Consider the following 18331-nt stretch of genomic DNA (forward strand, 5'->3'; position numbering starts at 1 on the left):
GTCTCGGGGGGAGGGCGAGCATGGAGGCCGAGTCGGAGCCTTACGTCCGTCTTGCGTCCCTGCGACAGCTGCACCAGGTCATGGCCGACATGAACACGGCCCGCAGCCTGGCCGACACGCTGCAGACGGTCGCCAACGGCGTCGTGACCGCCCTCGGATACGAACTGGCCTGCGTCAACCTCGTGCGTCCCGACGGCGACCTCGTCGTCGCCGCCCTCTCCGGGGACCCCGCCGCCGAGGCCCTCATCACCGGCCGGGTCGGCTCCCGCGACTCCTGGGAGCGACGGCTGAGCATGGGCGAGACCTGGGGCGACCTGGTCTTCATACCCCACACCGAGGGCTGGGTCCTCGACGACGACGACGTCCCGCAGTGGTACACGGACGGGCCCGCGCCCCGCTTCGAGGACGAGTGGCACCCCTCCGACCGCCTGTTCGCCCCCATGTACACGCCCGCCGCTCCCGGCGGCAACGGCGCCTGCGGCGAACTCATCGGCGTCCTCTCCGTGGACCGCCCGCGCAACGGCCGACGGCCCGGCGCCTGGGGCCGCGAAGCCCTCCAGATGTACGCCTTCCAGGCCGCCATCGCCATCAGCAACGCGCGTCTGCGGTCCAACATGCAGCGCGCCCTGGTCCGCCTCGAACGTGAACAGCAGGCCCTGCGCGCCAGCGAGGAGAGCTTCCGCCAGGCCTTCGAGTACGCCCCCTCCGGCATGGCCATCGCCGAGATGGGCGGCGACCAGCACGGCCGGATCCTGCGCACCAACGACGCCCTGTGCCGCCTGCTGGGCCGCCCCGCCTCCGCGCTGCGCCGCTACTCCTTCTCCGACCTCGTCCACCCCGAGGACATCGGCACCCTGCTGCGGACCTCCGCCGAGGGCGGCCGCGCCGAACTGCGCCTCGGCCGCCGCGACGGGACGTACGTCTGGGTGTCGCTGCGCAACTCCGTCGTCGCCGACGCCGCCGACGGTCCCCGCTTCCTCCTCACCCACGTCGAGGACATAGAGGACCGCAAGCGCCGCGAACTCCAGCTCGCCCACCGCGCCTCCCACGACTCCCTCACCGGCCTGCCGAACTCCGCCGAGCTGCGCTCGCGCCTGTCCTCCCGGCTCTGCGCGCGCCCGCAGTCCGCCCACCCCGCCGCCGTCGACGCGATGGACGCCCAGGGGCACCCCGCCTTCGACACCCACGACCACGGCTTCGACTTCCGGTCCGACGGCGCGGAGCGGTTCGGTAGCGCGGAGCGGTTCGACGCCTATGACCACCACGTGCACACCGTCGCCCCCGAGGACGGCGTCCGCGACGACGGCGCCAAGGGGCTCGCGGTCCTCTTCTGCGACCTCGACGGCTTCAAGTCGATCAACGACCGGTTCGGGCACAACGCCGGTGACGCGGTCCTGATCGAGGTCGCCCGCAGGCTCTCCCGGGGCGTCCGCGACGGCGACACCGTCGCCCGGCTCGGCGGCGACGAGTTCGTGATTCTCGCCGACGGCCTCGGCCGCGCCGACGCCCAGGACCTCGCCGTACGCCTGCGCAACGAGATCATCCAGCCGATCCGCGCCGAGGGACGGGCCGTCCGGGTCGGCGCCAGCTTCGGCATCGGCTGGGCGCACTGCGGGATGACCGCGGACGAGGTGTTGAAGTCCGCCGACGAGCGGATGTACGTAGAGAAACGATCTCGTCCCAAACAGCACAGACGGGCGGGCTGATCCGCAGGTCAGCGCCCGGCTGCCCGCAACGATGCGATCCGGGTCACCCGTTCGGCGGGTCCGGAGCGGGTAGGCTCGCTCTTCTCCGCACGTATGGACGCGTAGGGATACGCGGACCGCATCCGCCCCGCACCTGTTGAGGAGTACGAAGGGATGACGCCCGGCAACAACGGCGCGAGTACGCCCGAGGACGACGACCCGTTCGGCTACCTCTACGCCGACGGCCAGGCCAACGGAGCCCAGCCTCCGTCCGGCGGTGGCTACGGATACCCGTCGGTCAACCGGGTGCGCCCGGTCGGCGAGCGCCAGTACGGCCAGCAGCAGACCGCGCAGTACGGGCAGCAGGCGCCGCCCCAGCAGGGTGCGTACGGCCGGCCGAACGGCGCTCCCGCGGGGCCCGAGACCTTCTCCGGCGCCGGTGGCGCGACCACCGGCAACCGGCAGCAGGGGCTCGGCGGCGGCCGGGGCCGCGGCCCCAACACCAAGGGCCTGCTGATCGGCGCGGTCGCGGTGGTCGCGGCCGTCGTCATCGGCATCGCGGTGGCGATGACGGGCGGCGACTCGGAGGACGACAACAAGGCCGGCGGCGAGGTCTCCTCCGCGCCCACCGTCTCCGAGAGCGCCTCGCCCAGCGCCTCCAGCAGCGGCGACGCCGAGGACGAGGTCGAGCTGCCGACGATCGACGCCAAGGCCCTGCGCCTCGGCGGCGCGGCCGCACTGGCCTCCGACGTCCAGGGCGCCCAGGCCGACGGCGGCATCTACGTCTCCCTGAACCAGGTCGGCAACTCCGTCACCTGGAGCGTCGACGGCATCCCCGAGGACGGCGCGTACACGCTCTTCGCGCACTACAGCACCGCCGGCGAGGACCAGTCGATGACCCTCACGGTCAACGGCAAGAAGTTCGGCCAGCCGCTGAGCATGGAGAACTACGCGCACGCCGCCGAGGGCGACTTCGTGAAGGGCTGGACCACCACCTACGCCTGGCCCAGGCTCACCAAGGGCACCAACACCATCAGCCTGTCCTGCGAGAACGGCGACAAGTGCAACGTGCTCCTGGACCAGTTCTGGCTGAAGAAGGGCGAGGTCAAGCGCTGACCGCGGTCAGGCCGCGGTGACCTCCCCGGTCACCGCGACCCTGCCCAGCAGGTCCTCGTAGACGGCCCGGTCGAACTCGCCGGCCGTCGGGGACAGGGCGGTCGCCGTGGACAGGGCGAGCGCGCGGGCCAGGGTCCCGGGCCAGGGGAGCCGTTCGACGAGGCCCGAGAGCAGGCCCGCGGAGACCGCGTCACCGGCGCCCGCCCGGGTGCCGGGCAGCCGGGCCCTCGGATTGCCGAGCGGACGGGCCGGCGGGGTGGCGCGCCAGAGGCCCTCCGGGGTCGCCGCGACCAGGCCCTGTGCGCCCAGGGACGCCACCACCGAGCGGGCGCCGCGCCGGCGGGCGTCCTGCGTCGCGCGCAGCGGCTCGTGGGAGCCGGTCAGTTCGGCCAGTTCCCCGGCGTTGGGCTTGATCAGGTCCGGGCGCGCCGCGACCGCGCGGCGCAGCGCCTCGCCGCCGGTGTCCAGCAGCACGGGTACGCCCGCGGCCCGCGCGGTGCGCACCAGGCCTCCGTACGCGCCCACCGGCACCCCCGGCGGCAGGCTGCCGCACAGGGCCACCGCGTCGGCGCCGGCCAGCAGCCGCTCGTACGTCTCCTGGAAGGCGGACCACTCGGCGGGGGTGATGACCGGGCCCGGTTCGTCGAACCGCGTGGTCTGCCCGGTGCGTCCGTCGGCCACGGTGAGCGTGCGGCGGGTCGGGGCGGCGCACGGGACGAGCGCGTCGGTCACGCCGGTGAGCCGCTCCCGTACGACGCGGCCGGTGGGGCCGCCCGCGAAGCCGGTGACCGTCACCTCGTGCCCGAGGGCGGCCAGGATGCGCGCCACGTTCAGTCCCTTGCCGCCGGAACGTTCCGCCACCTCGGTCACCCGGTGCGTGACGTGCGGGAGCAGGGCCGGGACGCGGTAGGTGACGTCCAGAGCGGTGTTCGGCGTGACCGTGAGGATCACCTGGCCCGACCTCCCCGATCAGCGGCGTTCGGCCGCCGTTTGCTTGAATTCGCCCTTCCGGACGGCCTGATCATGCCAAAGAGACGGCGGTCGGCCCAGTCCCCGGGTCGGCCGCCGTCCCCGTGCGGGCGGAGATTTCAGCCCAGTTGTGGATCCACCACCCAAACCCCCTGCCGCATCACGCCCTTGAGGTCGAAGTTCTCGTCCAGCAGGACCAGGTCGGCGTCCTTGCCCGGCTCCAGGGAGCCCACCCGGTCGGCCATGCCCAGCAGCCGGGCCGGGTTCGCGGACAGGGCCGCGACCACGTCCTCCACCGGCAGCCGGTCCACCGTCACCGCCCGCTTGAACGCGCGGTCCAGGGTCAGCGTGGAGCCGGCGATCGCACCGCCCTCCACCAGCCGGGCCACGCCCTCGCTGACCTCGACCTCCAGCGGGCCCAGCAGGTACCGGCCGTCGCCGGTGCCGGCCGCGTCCATCGCGTCCGTGATGAACGCGACCCGTCCCGCGCCCGCCCGGTGGAACGCCAGCTCCAGTGCCGCCGGATGCAGGTGGACGCCGTCGTTGATCAGCTCGACCGTCACCCGCTCGTCCTCCAGCAGCGCGGCGATCGGTCCCGGCGCGCGGTGCCCGAGCGGGGGCATGGCGTTGAAGAGGTGGGTGGCGACCGTGGCGCCCGCCGCGATCGCCGCCACCGTCTGCTCGTACGTGGCGTCCGTGTGGCCGACGGCCGCGATCACCCCGTGCTCGGCCAGCAGCCGTACGGAGTCGATGCCGCCCGGCAGCTCGGTCGCCAGGGTGACCATCTTCGCCCTGCCGCGCGCCGCGTCGACGAGCTTGCGCACCTGGGCCGGGTCCGGGTCGCGCAGCAGGCCCTCCGCGTGCGCGCCCTTGCGGCACGGCGAGATGAACGGGCCCTCGAAGTGGATGCCGGCCAGGTCGCCCTGTTCGGCCAGTTCGCTGAGCAGGCCGGCCTGCCGGACCAGGACGTCCATGTCGTCGGTGACGGTGGACGCGACGAGCGTGGTGGTGCCGTGGCGGCGGTGGGTGCGGATCGCCCGGTGCACCTCGTCGGCGGTGCCGGAGAAGGAGGCCCCGCCGCCGCCGTGGTTGTGCAGGTCGACGAAGCCGGGGACCAGCCAGTGGCCCGTCACGTCGACGACGTGGGCGGCTCCCCGCGGGGCGTCGGGGACGATTTTCGTACCGTCGACGGTGACGCGGCCGTCGGGCACCGTGCCGGTGGGGAGCACGACCCTGGCGCCGGTGAGTACCTGAGGGTGCGTGGTGGCGTCTCGCGCCCATACGGCGGAGCCGCGTGCCGTGGCGCCTCGCGCCCCTGGAGGGGTGGCCATCAGGGTGTTACCTCCGTGCCGTCGGTCGTTGTGAGGAGATCCCAGGCCAGGAGCCCCGCCCCCAGGCATCCGGCGGTGTCGCCCAGCGCCGCCGGGACGATGTCCGGGAGCTTCTGGAAGGTGACCCGCCGGCGGACGGCGTTCCGCAGCGGTGTGAACAAGGTTTCCCCCGCCTCGGCGAGGCCGCCACCGATGATGAGGGCGCGCGGGTCCAGCAGGGTGAGGGCGGTGACCAGGCCGTCGGCGAGTGCGTCGACCGCCTGTTGCCAGATCCGGACGGCGTTCGGGTCGCCGGACGTGACGGCCTTCGCGCAGTCCGCCGCGTCCGCCTCCGGGTCCCCGCAGGCCGCCGCCCACGCCTCGCCGACCGCCGCCGCCGACGCGAACCGCTCCAGGCAGCCGCGCTGCCCGCAGGGGCAGGGCGTACCGCCGGGGCGTACGACGACGTGGCCGATCTCGCCCGCGAAACCGTGCGCGCCCGCCTCCACCCGGCCGGCCACGCCGATGGCGCCCGCGATGCCCGTGCCGAGGGCCACGAAGAGGTAGCGGTCGGCGCCCCGGCCCGCGCCGATCCGCCCCTCCGCGAGTCCGCCGGTGCGGACGTCGTGGCCGAGGGCCACCGGGATGCCGCCGAGCCGGCCGGTGAGGAGCCGGCGCAGGCCGACGTCGCGCCAGCCGAGGTTGGCGGCGTAGACGGCGACGCCGTTCGCCTCGTCGACGATGCCGGGGACCGCGACTCCGGCCGCGGCCGCGCCCTCGCCGAGGTGCTCGGCGCCGTACGCGTGCAGTTCGGCGGCGAAGTCGAGGATGCCGGCGACGACCTCGTCGGGACCGCGCTCGCGGCCCGTGGCCCGGCGGGCCCGGTGCAGCAGCGCGCCGTCCGCCCCGACGAGGGCGGCTTTCATCCCGGTGCCGCCCACATCGAGGGCGATGACATGTCTCACGGGGACAGTGTGGCCCGAGGACCCGCAAGAGGTCTAGTCCACTTGCGTGGTGTAGACCTTAATCCGTATATCGGTTTCATTGGTCGGAGCAATCATGTGTGGATGGTGTGTGCACACGGGGCCCGGCCGTCCAGGGGAGCGGGAGAGCACAGTGCAGCGGCGGGCAGCGAAGTCGGGAACGATCGCGGTGGCAGCCGCCCTGGGCATGACGGCGGTCCTCGCCGGCTGCGGGGTCACCGGCGGCTCCGGTGGCGTCACCCTGACGCTCGTCGCCGCCGACTACGGCGACAGCGACGCCAACAGCTCCAGGAAGTACTGGGACGCGCTGGTCGAGGCCTACGAGAAGGACCACCCCGACGTCACCGTCGAGGTCACCGTCCACTCCTGGAACGACGTCGACCGCGAGGTCAAGGAGCTGGTCGACGCCGGCAAGGCCCCCGACATGGCCCAGATCGGCGCCTACGCCGACTACGCAGCCGAGGACCTCCTCTACCCGGCCGGCGACGTCCTCTCCATCCCCGTCCAGGCCGACTTCGTGCCCCAGCTCGCCGACGCGGGCGAGGTGCACGGCGTGCAGTACGGCATGCCGTTCGCCTCCTCGACGCGGCTGCTGTTCTACAACAAGACCCTCTTCGCCGAGGCAGGCATCACCGCGCCGACCACCTGGGCCGAGCTGGCGAAGGACGCGGAGGCGCTGAAGGCGGACGGCGTGAAGTACCCGTACGCCCTGCCCCTCGGTCCCGAAGAGGCACAGGCCGAGACCATGCAGTGGCTGCTCAGCGGCGGGGGCGGCTACACCGGGACCGCCACCGGTTACAGCCTCGACTCCACCGAGAACGTCCACACCTTCACCTGGCTGAAGAACGAACTGGTCGGCAAGGACCTCACCGGGCCGGTCGCACCGGGCAAGCTCAACCGGGCCGACGCGTTCGCCGCGTTCGCGGCCGGCCAGGTCGGCATGCTCAACGGGCACCCCTCGCTGATGAAGACGGCCGCGAAGAAGGGCGTGAAGTTCGGCATGGTCCCGATGCCCGGCCTCGACGGGCCGACCAAGGTCTCCATGGGCGTCGCCGACTGGATGACCGCCTTCAAGCAGAACGGCCACGCCGAGCAGATCAAGGACTTCCTGAACTTCGTCTACAGCGAGGAGAACGTCCTCGACTTCTCCCACGAGTACGACCTGCTGCCCGTCACCAACTCCGCCTCCCAGACCATGACGGCCGCCCCCGAGGACGCCGACCTCAAGCCCTTCCTCGACCAGCTGCCGGTGTCCGAGCTGTACCCGGTGGGGCGCACCTCCTGGGCGGCGGTCAGCGCGGACGTGAAGAGGCGGATCGGTCAGGCCGTGCAGCCCGGTGGCAGCCCGGCCGGAGTCCTCGGCCAGCTCCAGACGACGGCCACCACCGCGGAGAGCGGCACCGGCGGCTGAGCCGCGTCCCGTGCGGTTGGGCTACCGTGCGGGGCATGGAGCGGGCAGCGGACGAGGACGGGCACGAGGGGCTCGGGGCGCGGGAGCGGGACATCCTCGCCCTGGAGCGGCGCGGGTTCCCGGGGCCCGGCGCGAAGGAACGGGCGATCCGTGAGGAGCTGGACCTGTCGCCCGTGCGGTACTACCAGCTGCTCAACGCGCTGCTGGACGACGCACGGGCGCTGGCGCACGATCCGGTGACGGTGAACCGGCTCCGCCGGGTGCGGGAGGCCCGCCGGGCGGAGCGGTGAGCGTGCGTGGACGGGGAGCCCGCGCGGGCGGGCAGGGGGGCGCCGTCCCCGGGGCTGTTGCCCCCGGACGCGCTGGGCCGCCGTGCCCGGCACCGGGAAGTGCGGACCCGTCCGGCCGTGGACCCGTCCCCCTCGCCGTCGATCCCGTCCGGTTATCGTCACCGTATGGGCACCCACGAGACGCACTCCACGGACTCCCACTCCTCCCTCCCCACCCCCACCACCCCCCACGGCCGCGAGGCGCTCGCCGCGATCCTGGCCGCGCCGCGCACCGTGCTCGTCGCGCTCGACTTCGACGGGACGCTCGCGCCGATCGTCGAGAACCCGGAGGACGCGCGGCCGCATCCGGACGCGCTCCCCGCGCTCGCGGAGCTGGCGCCGAAGGTGGCCTCGGTCGCCGTGGTCACCGGACGGCCCGCCGCCGTGGCGGTGAGCAACGGCGGGTTCGCCGGGGTGCCGGGGCTGGAGCGCCTGACCGTGCTCGGGCACTACGGGGCCGAGCGGTGGGACGCCCGCACCGGGACCGTCTCCGCGCCCGCGCCGCATCCCGGTGTCGCGGCCGTGCGGGCCGAGCTGCCCGCCGTGCTGGAGGCGGCCGGGGCGTGGCCGGGGACCTGGGTCGAGGAGAAGGGGCGGGCCGTCGCCGTGCACACGCGGCGGGCGGAGGACCCGCAGGCCGCGTTCGAGGCGCTGCGCCGCCCGCTCGCCGGCCTCGCGGCCCGGCACGGACTCGTCGTCGAACCGGGCCGGATGGTGCTGGAGCTGCGACCGCCGGGCGTGGACAAGGGCGTGGCGCTGACGGAGTACGTCCGCGAGATCGGCGCCGGGGCGGTTCTCTACGCCGGCGACGACCTCGGGGACCTGCCCGCCTTCGCCGCCGTCGAGAAGCTCCGCTCCGACGGCGTCCCCGGTCTGCTCGTGGCCAGCGGCAGCTCCGAGGTGACCGAACTGTCGGAGCGGGCGGACCTGGTCGTCGAGGGCCCCGCCGGGGTGGTGGGGCTGCTGCGGGCGCTCTCGGACGAGCTGCGGTGAGGGGCCGGGTGCGCGGGCCCGCCAGGGGGCGGGCCGGGGGAGTAGGACCGCTGCGGGTGCCCCCGGCGGGCGGACCGGGGGCGGGACCGTTGCGGGTGCTCTCCGGTCAGTCGCGGCGGAGGGCCTGGAGGGCCTGCAACTGCTCCAGGAACCACAGGGCCGGAGGGAGCGCGGTCGCGGCCGCCGTCAGCCTCTTGCTGCGCTCCGCCCGCTCCGCCGGCGCCATGCTCAGCGCCTCGTGCAGGGCGCCGGCGGTCTCCAGGACGTCGTAGGGGTTCACCACGATCGCGTCCTCGCCCAGCTCCCAGTACGCCCCGGCCTCACGGGACAGCACCAGGGCGCAGCCCTCGTCGGAGACGATCGGGACCTCCTTGGCGACCAGGTTCATGCCGTCGCGGATGGGGTTGACCAGGGCCACGTCGGCGAGGCGGTACGCGGCCAGGGAGCGGGCGAAGTCGTCCTTCACGTGCAGCACGACCGGGGTCCAGCCGGGTGTGCCGTACCGCTCGTTGATCTCCTCCGCCAGCCGCTGCACCGCGGCCGTGTAGTCGCGGTAGACGGCGAGGTCCTGGCGGGAGGGGTAGGCGAACGCCACGTGGACGACGCGCTCGCGCCACTCGGGGTGGTCGTCGAGGAGCTGCCGGTAGGCCAACAGGCCGCGCACGATGTTCTTCGACAGCTCGGTGCGGTCGACGCGCACGATGGCCTTGCGGCCCTCGCCGATCTCCTCGCGCAGGGCGACGATGCGCTCCTCGACGTCGCTCTCGTGGGAGCGGGCGCGCAGGAAGTCGGCGTCGGCCCCGAGGCCGTGCACCCCGATCTCGGTGCCGCCGGGGCCGTCCACGAACTCCGCGCAGCACGCGGTGAAGGCGTCCGCCCAGCGCCTGGTCAGGAAGCCCAGGCGGTCCGCGCCGAGCATGCCGCGCAGCAGCTGCGCGCGGATGTCGGAGGGGAGCAGCGCGAAGTAGTCCACCGGCGCCCACGGCGTGTGCGAGAAGTGGCCGATGCGCAGGTCGGGCCGCAGCTCGCGGAGCATGCCCGGGACCAGACAGAGGTGGTAGTCCTGCACCAGGACCGCCGCGCCCTGGCCGGCCTCCTCAGCGAGCGCCTCCGCGAACGCGCGGTTGTACGTCTCGTACGACGCCCACTGGCGCCGGAACTCCGCGTCGAAGACGGGCTCCAGCGGGGTCTGGTACAGCAGGTGGTGGATGAACCAGAGCACGGAGTTGGCGATGCCGTTGTACGCGTCGGCGTGCACGTCGGCCGGGATGTCGAGCATCCGGACGCCGTCCTCGCCGACCCCGCGCCGCACCGCCTCGCGGTCGTCGTCGGAGAGCACCGAGCACACCCACAGGGCGCCCGCGTCCGGCCCGATCGCCGACAGGCCCGAGACCAGTCCGCCGCCGCCCCTTCTGGCGTGCAGCGAACCGTCCTCGCGCACCTGGTAGGAGACCGGGCCGCGGTTGGACGCGACCAGCACCTGAGCACCCTCAGCAACAGCAGCACGCGTGGAAGCCATACGCCACAACCTAGCCCGGTCCGTAAACGCTCAAACGTACGGATGCGGTCCGTGGCCGGGTCATGTCCGGCCGTGTACGGCCGCCGGACCGGGTGGTGCGGTCGTGTCCGGCCGGCCGCACCCACGGCCCGTCAGGCGACCTTGCGTTCCGCGTACTCGGCGATCTCCGCCATCGGCGGCCGTTCCTCGGTGTCCACGGAGTAGGTGCGCGGCTCGAAGCCGTCCGCGCTCCGCTCGAACTGGGTGAGGGCGGGGCGGATCAGGTGCCCGCGGGCCAGCCGGAGCTGCGCGGTGCGGTAGATCGCCGCCGCCATCCTGCCGAGTGCCTGCCCGTCCTGGTGGCGGTGCTTGCGGACGCCGACGTCGACCTGGGCGAGGGCGTCCAGGCCGACCAGGTGCAGGGCGTCGACGAGCATGCCCAGCTCCACGCCGTAGCCGACGGGGAACGGGAGCTGTTCCAGCAGGCTGCGGCGGGCCGCGTACTCGCCGCCGAGCGGCTGCACGAAGCCGGCCAGCTGCGGCCAGTGCATGTTGAGCAGGGGGCGGGCCATGAGTTCGGTGACCCGGCCGCCCTGGCCCGCAGCGCCGCCCAGCGGGCGGTCGTACATCGCCTTGACCAGGTCCACGCCGGGCTCGGTGAGCAGCGGGCCCACGATCCCCGAGACGAAGTCGGAGGAGAACTCCTTGAGGTCGGCGTCGACGAAACAGACGATGTCCCCGGTCGTCACGAGCAGCGACCGCCACAGCACCTCGCCCTTGCCCGGCACGGCCGGTATCCGGGGCAGGATCTCGTCCCGGTGGACGACGCGCGCCCCGGCCGCCGCGGCGACCTGCGACGTGCGGTCGGTGGAGCCCGAGTCGACGACGACGATCTCGTCGACGAGGGGCACCTGCCGCATCAGGTCGTGGCGGATGACCGCGACGATGTCACCGACCGTCTCCTCCTCGTTCAGGGCGGGCAGCACCACGGACACCGACTGGCCCGAGGCGCGCTTCGCGGCCAGGACGCGGTGCAGCGGGCGGTCGGTCACGGACCAGGAGCGGGTGGCCAGCCAGGCTTCAGCTTCTTTCAGCACGGTCTGCGGCTCCTCACTGTCGTGATCACACGCGGTGCACGCGGGGTGACCGTGTGATCCATCTCGCGGTTCGGACGTCTGTCTCAACTGTCCTGGCCTTCGGTTACAGTCTTGAACAACGCGGATGACCATCGCATGTCCGAGGTGGCCGCTGTTCACAACTTCATACCGCTCATCCAGAGGGGCAGAGGGATACGGCCCGATGAAGCCCCGGCAACCCTCCAGCCGCGCGCGCCGCCAGGCGTGACCGCCCACGCGTCACGTCGATGTGGCGAGGCTCCCGGCTAGGGAAGGTGCCAAATCCGTCTCACGGCGAGATGCGTCGTGAGGAAGATGAGGAGAAAGGGCCTCGCCTCACATGGCTGCGCAGACAGTTGCAAGCACCACGAACTCCGTCGATCTCGGTCCCGCCACGGCGCTCTCCTGCCGCGAGTGCGGACACCGCGTGCCCCTCGGCCCGGTCTTCGCCTGCGAGGAGTGTTTCGGCCCGCTCGAGATCGCGTACGACTTCTCGTCCTACGAGACCGAGGAGCTCCGCAAGCGCATCGAGGCGGGCCCCGCGAACATCTGGCGCTACGCGCCGCTGCTGCCCGTCCCGGCCGACGTGGCGGAGAAGCCGAACATCAACCCCGGCTGGACCAAGCTCGTCCAGGCCGACAACCTGGCCCGCGAGCTGGGCGTCGACGCCGGCAAGCTGTTCGTCAAGGACGACTCCGGCAACCCGACGCACTCCTTCAAGGACCGCGTCGTCGCCCAGGCCATCGAGGCCGCCCGCGCCTTCGGCTTCACCACCCTCTCCTGCTCCTCCACGGGCAACCTGGCCGGTGCCGTCGGCGCCGCCGCCGCCCGCGCCGGTTTCCGCTCCTGCGTGTTCATCCCGCACGACCTGGAGCAGGGCAAGGTCGTCATGGCCGCGATCTACGGCGGCGAACTCGTCGGCATCGAGGGCAACTACGACGACGTGAACCGCTTCTGCTCCGAGCTGATCGGCGACCCGGCCGGCGAGGGCTGGGGCTTCGTCAACGTCAACCTGCGGCCGTACTACGCCGAGGGCTCCAAGACGCTGGCGTACGAGATCTGCGAGCAGCTCGGCTGGCGGCTCCCCGACCAGCTCGTCGTGCCGATCGCCTCCGGCTCGCAGCTCACGAAGATCGACAAGGGGCTGCAGGAACTGATCAAGCTCGGCCTCGTCGAGGACGGGCCGTACAAGATCTTCGGTGCGCAGGCCGAGGGCTGCTCGCCGGTGTCCGTCGCCTACAAGGCGGGGCATGACGTGGTCCGGCCGCAGAAGCCGGACACCATCGCCAAGTCCCTCGCCATCGGCAACCCGGCGGACGGGCCCTACGTCCTGGACATCGCGCGCCGTACCGGTGGCGCGGTGGAGGACGTGAACGACGAGCAGGTGGTCGACGCGATCAAGCTGCTGGCGCAGACCGAGGGCATCTTCGCGGAGACCGCCGGCGGCGTGACGGTCGGTGTGACCAGGAAGCTGATCGAGAACGGTCTCCTGGACCCGACGAAGACCACCGTCGTCCTCAACACGGGCGACGGCCTCAAGACCCTCGACGCGGTGGCCGGCACCGGTCTGACCGCCACCATCCGCCCCAACCTGGACTCCTTCCGAGAGGCTGGCCTCGCATGAGCGTGACCGTCCGCATCCCGACCATCCTGCGCACCTACACCGGTGGCAAGGCCGAGGTCCCGGCCGAGGGCGCGACCCTCGGCGAGGTCATCACCGACCTGGAGAAGAACCACACCGGCATCGCCGCCCGCGTCCTGGACGACCAGGGCAAGCTGCGCCGGTTCGTCAACGTGTACGTCAACGACGACGACGTGCGCTTCGAGCAGGGGCTGGAGACGGCGACCCCGGACGGCGCCGGCGTCTCCATCATCCCGGCCGTGGCCGGCGGCTGACCGGTGTTCCGTACCCGTCGGTAGTACCTGCCGGTAGTAACCGTCGGTAACAGGGATTACCGAGAGTTCATCGAATTGCCCCCTCCGCGAGAGAAGCGGAGGGGGCAATTCAGTGTGGTTGAGCGCGGTAGAGTTGGGGAACGCGTCGCCCGTCGCCTGCCGGCCGCAGAGGAGTTCCGTCGGGGCAGGCGATGAGAAACAGCCAAAGTGCGCATGTGTTTTGCGCCTTTCATTCCCTTTGTGGGGCCCGACTTGCCCTGAATCCGGGCGAACTCTCACTCTTCTCCGGACCCTTCGCGTCCAGATTTCTCGTCCGATTGACCTGTTGCAGACGGCAGTTGGACAGATACATTCGGCCGCGGTCGACGCGTTCCGGCGCACACCCCCAACCAACTGGGGGGTGAGGTCTGACCCGGATCCGCGAAGTGTGGATCTGTGCAAGGGCCAGTAATAGGGGAGTTAGGCATGGCTCAGGGCACCGTCAAGTGGTTCAACGCGGAGAAGGGGTACGGCTTCATCGCGGTCGACGGTGGTGCGGATGTTTTCGTCCACTACAGCGCGATCCAGATGGACGGATACCGCACCCTGGAAGAGGGCCAGCGGGTCGATTTCGAGATCTCGCAGGGTCAGAAGGGGCCGCAGGCGGACATGGTCCGGCTCGCGACCGGCTGAAGCACGCGCCGACTTGCAGCGACGTTCTTCTGTTCCATCAGCTCCGTCAGCGAAGGGCTCGCACCTCCCGGGGTGCGAGCCCTTCGGCGTGTCCGGAGCCGTGCGCGATCACCCGACGGCGTCCGCCGCCACCCCCCGTTCGCCTGCGGATCTCGGGGGGGCGCTTGCACTCGGCACAGGCGAGTGCTAATCATTGCGTTAGCACTCTGAAGGTGAGAGTGACAACGAAGGACCGGGTCGGTGAGGCCCGCAGGCCAGGTGGGGCAAGGAACCACGGGGCCGGCGAGCCGTCCGTCGCGGGCGCGGGCGCGGTCCGAAGGAATCACCCCCAGTCCTGGAGGGACCACTTCACATGGCCAAGATCATCGCGTTCGACGAGGAGGCGCGGCGCGGCCTCGAGCGCGGCATGAACCAGCTCGCGGACGCCGTGAAGGTGACGCTCGGCCCCAAGGGCCGCAACGTCGTCCTCGAGAAGAAGTGGGGCGCCCCCACGATCACCAACGATGGTGTCTCCATCGCCAAGGAGATCGAGCTCGAGGACCCGTACGAGAAGATCGGCGCCGAGCTGGTCAAGGAAGTCGCCAAGAAGACGGACGACGTCGCCGGTGACGGTACGACCACCGCGACCGTCCTCGCCCAGGCGCTGGTCCGCGAGGGCCTGCGCAACGTGGCGGCCGGCGCCAACCCGATGGCTCTCAAGCGCGGTATCGAGAAGGCCGTCGAGGCCGTCTCCGGTGCCCTGCTCGAGCAGGCGAAGGATGTCGAGACCAAGGAGCAGATCGCTTCGACGGCCTCCATCTCCGCCGCCGACACCCAGATCGGCGAGCTGATCGCCGAGGCCATGGACAAGGTCGGCAAGGAAGGCGTCATCACCGTCGAGGAGTCGCAGACCTTCGGTCTCGAGCTCGAGCTCACCGAGGGCATGCGCTTCGACAAGGGCTACATCTCGGCGTACTTCGCGACCGACATGGAGCGTATGGAGGCCGTCCTCGACGACCCGTACATCCTGATCGCGAACTCCAAGATCTCCAACGTCAAGGACCTGCTCCCGCTCCTGGAGAAGGTCATGCAGTCGGGCAAGCCGCTGCTGATCATCGCCGAGGACGTCGAGGGCGAGGCCCTGTCGACCCTGGTCGTCAACAAGATCCGCGGCACCTTCAAGTCCGTCGCCGTCAAGGCCCCGGGCTTCGGCGACCGCCGCAAGGCGATGCTGAACGACATCGCCATCCTCACCGGTGGCGAGGTCATCTCCGAGGAGGTCGGTCTCAAGCTCGAGAACACCTCCCTGGACCTCCTGGGCAAGGCCCGCAAGGTCGTCATCACCAAGGACGAGACCACCATCGTCGACGGGTCCGGCTCCTCGGAGCAGGTCGCGGGCCGGGTCAACCAGATCCGCGCCGAGATCGAGAACAGCGACTCGGACTACGACCGCGAGAAGCTCCAGGAGCGTCTGGCGAAGCTGGCCGGCGGCGTGGCCGTCATCAAGGCCGGCGCCGCCACCGAGGTGGAGCTCAAGGAGCGCAAGCACCGCATCGAGGACGCCGTCCGCAACGCGAAGGCGGCCGTCGAGGAGGGCATCGTCGCCGGTGGTGGCGTGGCCCTGCTGCAGGCCACCTCGGTCTTCGAGAAGCTCGACCTCGAGGGTGACGAGGCGACCGGCGCCAACGCCGTGAAGCTCGCCCTGGAGGCCCCGCTCAAGCAGATCGCCGTCAACGGTGGTCTCGAGGGTGGCGTCATCGTCGAGAAGGTGCGCAACCTGCCCGTCGGACACGGCCTGAACGCCGCGACCGGCGAGTACGTCGACATGATCGCCGAGGGCATCATCGACCCGGCGAAGGTGACGCGCTCCGCGCTGCAGAACGCCGCGTCGATCGCCGCGCTGTTCCTCACCACCGAGGCCGTCATCGCCGACAAGCCGGAGAAGGCCGCGGCCCCGGCCGGCGGCGGCATGCCGGGCGGTGACATGGACTTCTGAGCCTGATCGAGGCTCGGGTTTCCCACCGAGGGCGGTACCCCCTGCGTCAGCAGGGGGTACCGCCCTCGGGCGTTCCCGGGGGCCGACGTCGTGGTGCGGGGCGGCCGCGGGCCGTTCCGTGCGGCCGGGCCGCCCCGACGGACCGGCCGGCGTGGTTCGGATCACAGGGGTGGCGGGGGAGCGGGCGGAATGGCGGGGGCGGGGCCGCCGTTGAGGGGAGGGGCGGTGCTTGCATGTGCACATACCGTCCGGAATGTCCGCTGCTCGCTGTCCACCGCGACCCCTCCGAGGAGTCCCCTGTCGTGACTGCCACCCCCGCCGCCGCCCGCGCCGCCGAGATCCTCGCGCGCCCCGTCTCCCTCAACGGCCTGACCGTCCCGAACCGCATCGCCATGGCGCCCATGACCCGCATGTTCTCGCCCGGCGGCATCCCCGGCGAGGACGTGGCGTCGTACTACGGCCGCCGCGCCGCCGCCGGTGTCGGTCTCGTCGTCACCGAGGGCACGTACGTCGGCCACGACTCGGCCGGGCAGAGCGACAGGGTGCCGCGCTTCCACGGCGAGGAGCAGCTGGCCGGCTGGGCGAAGGTCGCCGAGGCCGTGCACGCGGGCGGCGGGACGATCATGCCGCAGCTGTGGCACATCGGCATGGTCCGCGAGCAGGGCCGGCCGCCCGTCGCGGACGCCCCCGCCGTCGGCCCCTCCGGCCTGCGCCTGGACGGCGCCGAGGGCACCGGCAAGGCGATGACCCAGCGCGACCTGGACGACGTCATCGGCGCCTTCGCCGAGGCCGCCGCCGCCGCGGAGCGCATCGGCTTCGACGGCGTGGAGATCCACGGCGCCCACGGCTACCTGGTCGACCAGTTCCTGTGGGCGGGCACCAACCGCCGCACCGACGCCTACGGCGGCGACCCGGTCGCCCGCACCCGGTTCGCGGCCGAGATCGTCGCCGCCGTGCGCCAGACCGTGTCGCCGGAGTTCCCGGTCGTCTTCCGCTACTCGCAGTGGAAGCAGGAGGCCTACGACGCGCGCCTCGCCGAGACCCCGCAGGAGCTGGAGGCCATCCTCACCCCGCTCGCCGCGGCCGGGGTCGACGCCTTCCACGCCTCCACGCGCCGCTACTGGGTGCCCGAGTTCGACGGCTCCGACCTCAACCTGGCGGGCTGGACGAAGAAGCTGACCGGCCGGCCCACCATCACCGTCGGATCGGTCGGTCTCGACGGCGAGTTCTTCAAGGCCCTCCAGGGCGAGGGCTCCGCCCTCAGGAGCATCGACGACCTGCTCGACCGGCTGGAGCGCGACGAGTTCGACCTGGTGGCCGTCGGCCGCGCGCTGCTCCAGGACCCGGAGTGGGCGGCCAAGGTCCTGGCCGGCCGACTCGACGAGCTGAAGCCGTACGACGCGGCGTCGTTGAAGACCCTGAGCTGACCCCGGCCGCAGGGGTCGAGCCGGGAGGGCGGCCGGACTACAGGTTGCCCATGGGCTCGATGTCGACCTTCACCGGGATCCCCCAGACGCGCAGCACCTCGTAGTCGGTGAACTCGTGCACCAGGCGGTAGGCCATGGCGGGGCGGGAGCCCCGGCGCAGGGCGGCGAGGTACAGCTCGGCCTCGTGGCGGTCGCGCCTGGGGGTGCCGCACAGCTGCCACTCCTGGCCGTTCCACAGCTCCGGCAGCCAGCGCTGCTGGGGCTGGGGGCGGTCGCCGCGGGTGCCGTAACGGGACGGGGCGGTGGGGTGCGGGGTCTGCGGGGCGGGTCCGTTGAACTCGGCGCGCCGGGCCGCCCGCCGCCGGGTCTCGCACAGCAGGCACAGGTCGGGGGCGGCCTGGTCCACCGGCCCGTTGGGGTGCTCGGCGCACCGTGTGCTGGGCGCGGCCGAGGTCACGCCCTCCTCCAGGAGTTCCAGAGCGCGCCGCAGATCCGCCTTGACCTCGTGCAGCTTGGCGTCGGGGGTGTCGGCGGTCAGGGCGTCCCCGTGCTCACCGAGCAGCCGCAGGGCGCGGCCCAGGTGGGTGAGCTGGGCGTGGTTCATGACGGGCGTCTCCGTTTCCTGCGGCTGCTGTCCTGCGGCGTGCTGTCCCGGTGCGCGGCCTCGCCGCGGGCCTTCCCGCGGCCCGGGTGCGCGGTCGTGCGGCACCGGTGACTCAACCGTCGCACACCCCACCGACAAGCCGGGGCGCGCCCGGTGTGTTCCGGTCCGGGCCGGGGCCGGACGGCGCCTTCGCCACCACTCCGCGGCTGCCCCGGTACGGGCCACGCCCCGATCGGATTCCCGCCAACTTAGGGCCCCTTGGCCGCCTTTATTGTTGACAATTTTGGCGACGATTGGGAGGGTCGCGGCGAACGAGCCGCCCAGTGCAGAGACGGATGTGAAGCGAGT

The 18331-nt window shown here is 72.2% G+C and carries 16 protein-coding genes and 1 riboswitch; of the genes, 10 read left to right on the forward strand and 6 right to left on the reverse strand.

The genetic code is table 11. The annotated features are described in order from the left end of the window. The first annotated feature begins 20 nt into the window (after positions 1-20). Together cdgB and AB0N31_RS27735 are read left to right on the forward strand one after the other, a co-directional pair. Positions 21-1706 carry a diguanylate cyclase CdgB gene (cdgB, locus tag AB0N31_RS27730; protein WP_366061157.1) on the forward strand — a complete coding sequence of 562 codons (1686 nt, stop codon included), beginning with the start codon at positions 21-23 and terminating at the stop codon, positions 1704-1706. A 153-nt stretch (positions 1707-1859) separates the two neighbouring features. After that, positions 1860-2801: a carbohydrate-binding protein gene (locus tag AB0N31_RS27735; RefSeq protein ID WP_366061158.1), complete on the forward strand. Its 942-nt coding sequence runs from the start codon at positions 1860-1862 to the stop codon at positions 2799-2801. Positions 2802-2807: 6 nt separating this feature from the next. On the opposite strand, the gene AB0N31_RS27740 is transcribed toward AB0N31_RS27735, so the two are convergent. The 3 genes from AB0N31_RS27740 to AB0N31_RS27750 all read right to left on the reverse strand — a co-directional run bounded on the left by AB0N31_RS27740 (position 2808) and on the right by AB0N31_RS27750 (position 6045). After that, positions 2808-3752 (reverse strand): 1-phosphofructokinase family hexose kinase, encoded by a 945-nt coding sequence (locus AB0N31_RS27740; protein WP_366061159.1) that lies wholly within the window; start codon positions 3750-3752, stop codon positions 2808-2810. Between the two features lie 137 nt (positions 3753-3889). Further along, positions 3890-5101 (reverse strand): N-acetylglucosamine-6-phosphate deacetylase, encoded by a 1212-nt coding sequence (gene nagA / locus AB0N31_RS27745; protein WP_366061160.1) that lies wholly within the window; start codon positions 5099-5101, stop codon positions 3890-3892. Further along, positions 5101-6045, reverse strand: coding sequence for an ROK family protein (locus AB0N31_RS27750; protein ID WP_366061161.1), 945 nt, complete (start codon positions 6043-6045; stop codon positions 5101-5103). Before AB0N31_RS27750 ends, nagA begins: the two co-directional genes overlap by 1 nt. Positions 6046-6250: 205 nt before the next feature. On the opposite strand from AB0N31_RS27750, the gene AB0N31_RS27755 reads away from it, so the two are divergent. The 3 genes from AB0N31_RS27755 to otsB all read left to right on the forward strand — a co-directional run bounded on the left by AB0N31_RS27755 (position 6251) and on the right by otsB (position 8796). Then, complete coding sequence (locus AB0N31_RS27755; RefSeq protein WP_366061199.1) at positions 6251-7474, forward strand: extracellular solute-binding protein; 1224 nt, start codon at positions 6251-6253, stop codon at positions 7472-7474. Between the two features lie 35 nt (positions 7475-7509). Then, a complete protein-coding gene (locus AB0N31_RS27760; protein ID WP_366061162.1) occupies positions 7510-7764 on the forward strand; it encodes a DUF3263 domain-containing protein in 255 nt (84 codons plus the stop codon). A gap of 165 nt (positions 7765-7929) precedes the next feature. Beyond that, on the forward strand, positions 7930-8796 hold the full coding sequence (gene otsB, locus AB0N31_RS27765) for a trehalose-phosphatase (RefSeq protein WP_366061163.1): 867 nt from the start codon (positions 7930-7932) through the stop codon (positions 8794-8796). Positions 8797-8902: 106 nt separating this feature from the next. On the opposite strand, the gene AB0N31_RS27770 is transcribed toward otsB, so the two are convergent. Next, complete coding sequence (locus tag AB0N31_RS27770) at positions 8903-10315, reverse strand: trehalose-6-phosphate synthase (RefSeq protein WP_366061164.1); 1413 nt, start codon at positions 10313-10315, stop codon at positions 8903-8905. 131 nt (positions 10316-10446) lie between these two features. Beyond that, complete coding sequence (locus AB0N31_RS27775) at positions 10447-11391, reverse strand: glucosyl-3-phosphoglycerate synthase (RefSeq protein WP_366061165.1); 945 nt, start codon at positions 11389-11391, stop codon at positions 10447-10449. Between the two features lie 169 nt (positions 11392-11560). After that, positions 11561-11731: riboswitch (SAM riboswitch) on the forward strand. 18 nt (positions 11732-11749) lie between these two features. Between AB0N31_RS27775 and thrC the strand changes: the two genes are divergently transcribed. From thrC to AB0N31_RS27800, 5 genes are all read left to right on the forward strand, one after another. Beyond that, on the forward strand, positions 11750-13033 hold the full coding sequence (thrC, locus tag AB0N31_RS27780) for a threonine synthase (protein ID WP_366061166.1): 1284 nt from the start codon (positions 11750-11752) through the stop codon (positions 13031-13033). Then, positions 13030-13305 carry a MoaD/ThiS family protein gene (locus AB0N31_RS27785; RefSeq protein WP_366061167.1) on the forward strand — a complete coding sequence of 92 codons (276 nt, stop codon included), beginning with the start codon at positions 13030-13032 and terminating at the stop codon, positions 13303-13305. The genes thrC and AB0N31_RS27785 overlap by 4 nt, the downstream gene beginning before the upstream one ends. A gap of 465 nt (positions 13306-13770) precedes the next feature. After that, positions 13771-13977, forward strand: coding sequence for a cold-shock protein (locus AB0N31_RS27790; RefSeq protein ID WP_007493268.1), 207 nt, complete (start codon positions 13771-13773; stop codon positions 13975-13977). A 352-nt stretch (positions 13978-14329) separates the two neighbouring features. Beyond that, positions 14330-15952 carry a chaperonin GroEL gene (gene groL / locus AB0N31_RS27795; protein WP_363086811.1) on the forward strand — a complete coding sequence of 541 codons (1623 nt, stop codon included), beginning with the start codon at positions 14330-14332 and terminating at the stop codon, positions 15950-15952. A gap of 302 nt (positions 15953-16254) precedes the next feature. After that, complete coding sequence (locus AB0N31_RS27800) at positions 16255-17379, forward strand: NADH:flavin oxidoreductase (RefSeq protein WP_366061168.1); 1125 nt, start codon at positions 16255-16257, stop codon at positions 17377-17379. Between the two features lie 37 nt (positions 17380-17416). On the opposite strand, the gene AB0N31_RS27805 is transcribed toward AB0N31_RS27800, so the two are convergent. Next, positions 17417-17983 carry a hypothetical protein gene (locus AB0N31_RS27805; protein WP_366061169.1) on the reverse strand — a complete coding sequence of 189 codons (567 nt, stop codon included), beginning with the start codon at positions 17981-17983 and terminating at the stop codon, positions 17417-17419. Positions 17984-18331 lie beyond the last annotated feature (348 nt).

This window comes from Streptomyces sp. NPDC051051, from assembly GCF_040682975.1.
Lineage (GTDB): Bacteria > Actinomycetota > Actinomycetes > Streptomycetales > Streptomycetaceae > Streptomyces.

Bases quoted from the DNA above. Each gene is read 5' to 3' on its own strand.
- AB0N31_RS27735 (WP_366061158.1), top strand. From the start codon at position 1,860: ATGACGCCCGGCAACAACGGCGCGAGTACGCCCGAGGACGACGACCCG.
- groL (WP_363086811.1), top strand. From the start codon at position 14,330: ATGGCCAAGATCATCGCGTTCGACGAGGAGGCGCGGCGCGGCCTCGAG.
- AB0N31_RS27785 (WP_366061167.1), top strand. From the start codon at position 13,030: ATGAGCGTGACCGTCCGCATCCCGACCATCCTGCGCACCTACACCGGT.
- AB0N31_RS27770 (WP_366061164.1), bottom strand. From the start codon at position 10,315: ATGGCTTCCACGCGTGCTGCTGTTGCTGAGGGTGCTCAGGTGCTGGTC.
- nagA (WP_366061160.1), bottom strand. From the start codon at position 5,101: ATGGCCACCCCTCCAGGGGCGCGAGGCGCCACGGCACGCGGCTCCGCC.
- thrC (WP_366061166.1), top strand. From the start codon at position 11,750: ATGGCTGCGCAGACAGTTGCAAGCACCACGAACTCCGTCGATCTCGGT.
- AB0N31_RS27760 (WP_366061162.1), top strand. From the start codon at position 7,510: ATGGAGCGGGCAGCGGACGAGGACGGGCACGAGGGGCTCGGGGCGCGG.
- AB0N31_RS27790 (WP_007493268.1), top strand. From the start codon at position 13,771: ATGGCTCAGGGCACCGTCAAGTGGTTCAACGCGGAGAAGGGGTACGGC.
- cdgB (WP_366061157.1), top strand. From the start codon at position 21: ATGGAGGCCGAGTCGGAGCCTTACGTCCGTCTTGCGTCCCTGCGACAG.
- AB0N31_RS27805 (WP_366061169.1), bottom strand. From the start codon at position 17,983: ATGAACCACGCCCAGCTCACCCACCTGGGCCGCGCCCTGCGGCTGCTC.
- otsB (WP_366061163.1), top strand. From the start codon at position 7,930: ATGGGCACCCACGAGACGCACTCCACGGACTCCCACTCCTCCCTCCCC.
- AB0N31_RS27755 (WP_366061199.1), top strand. From the start codon at position 6,251: ATGACGGCGGTCCTCGCCGGCTGCGGGGTCACCGGCGGCTCCGGTGGC.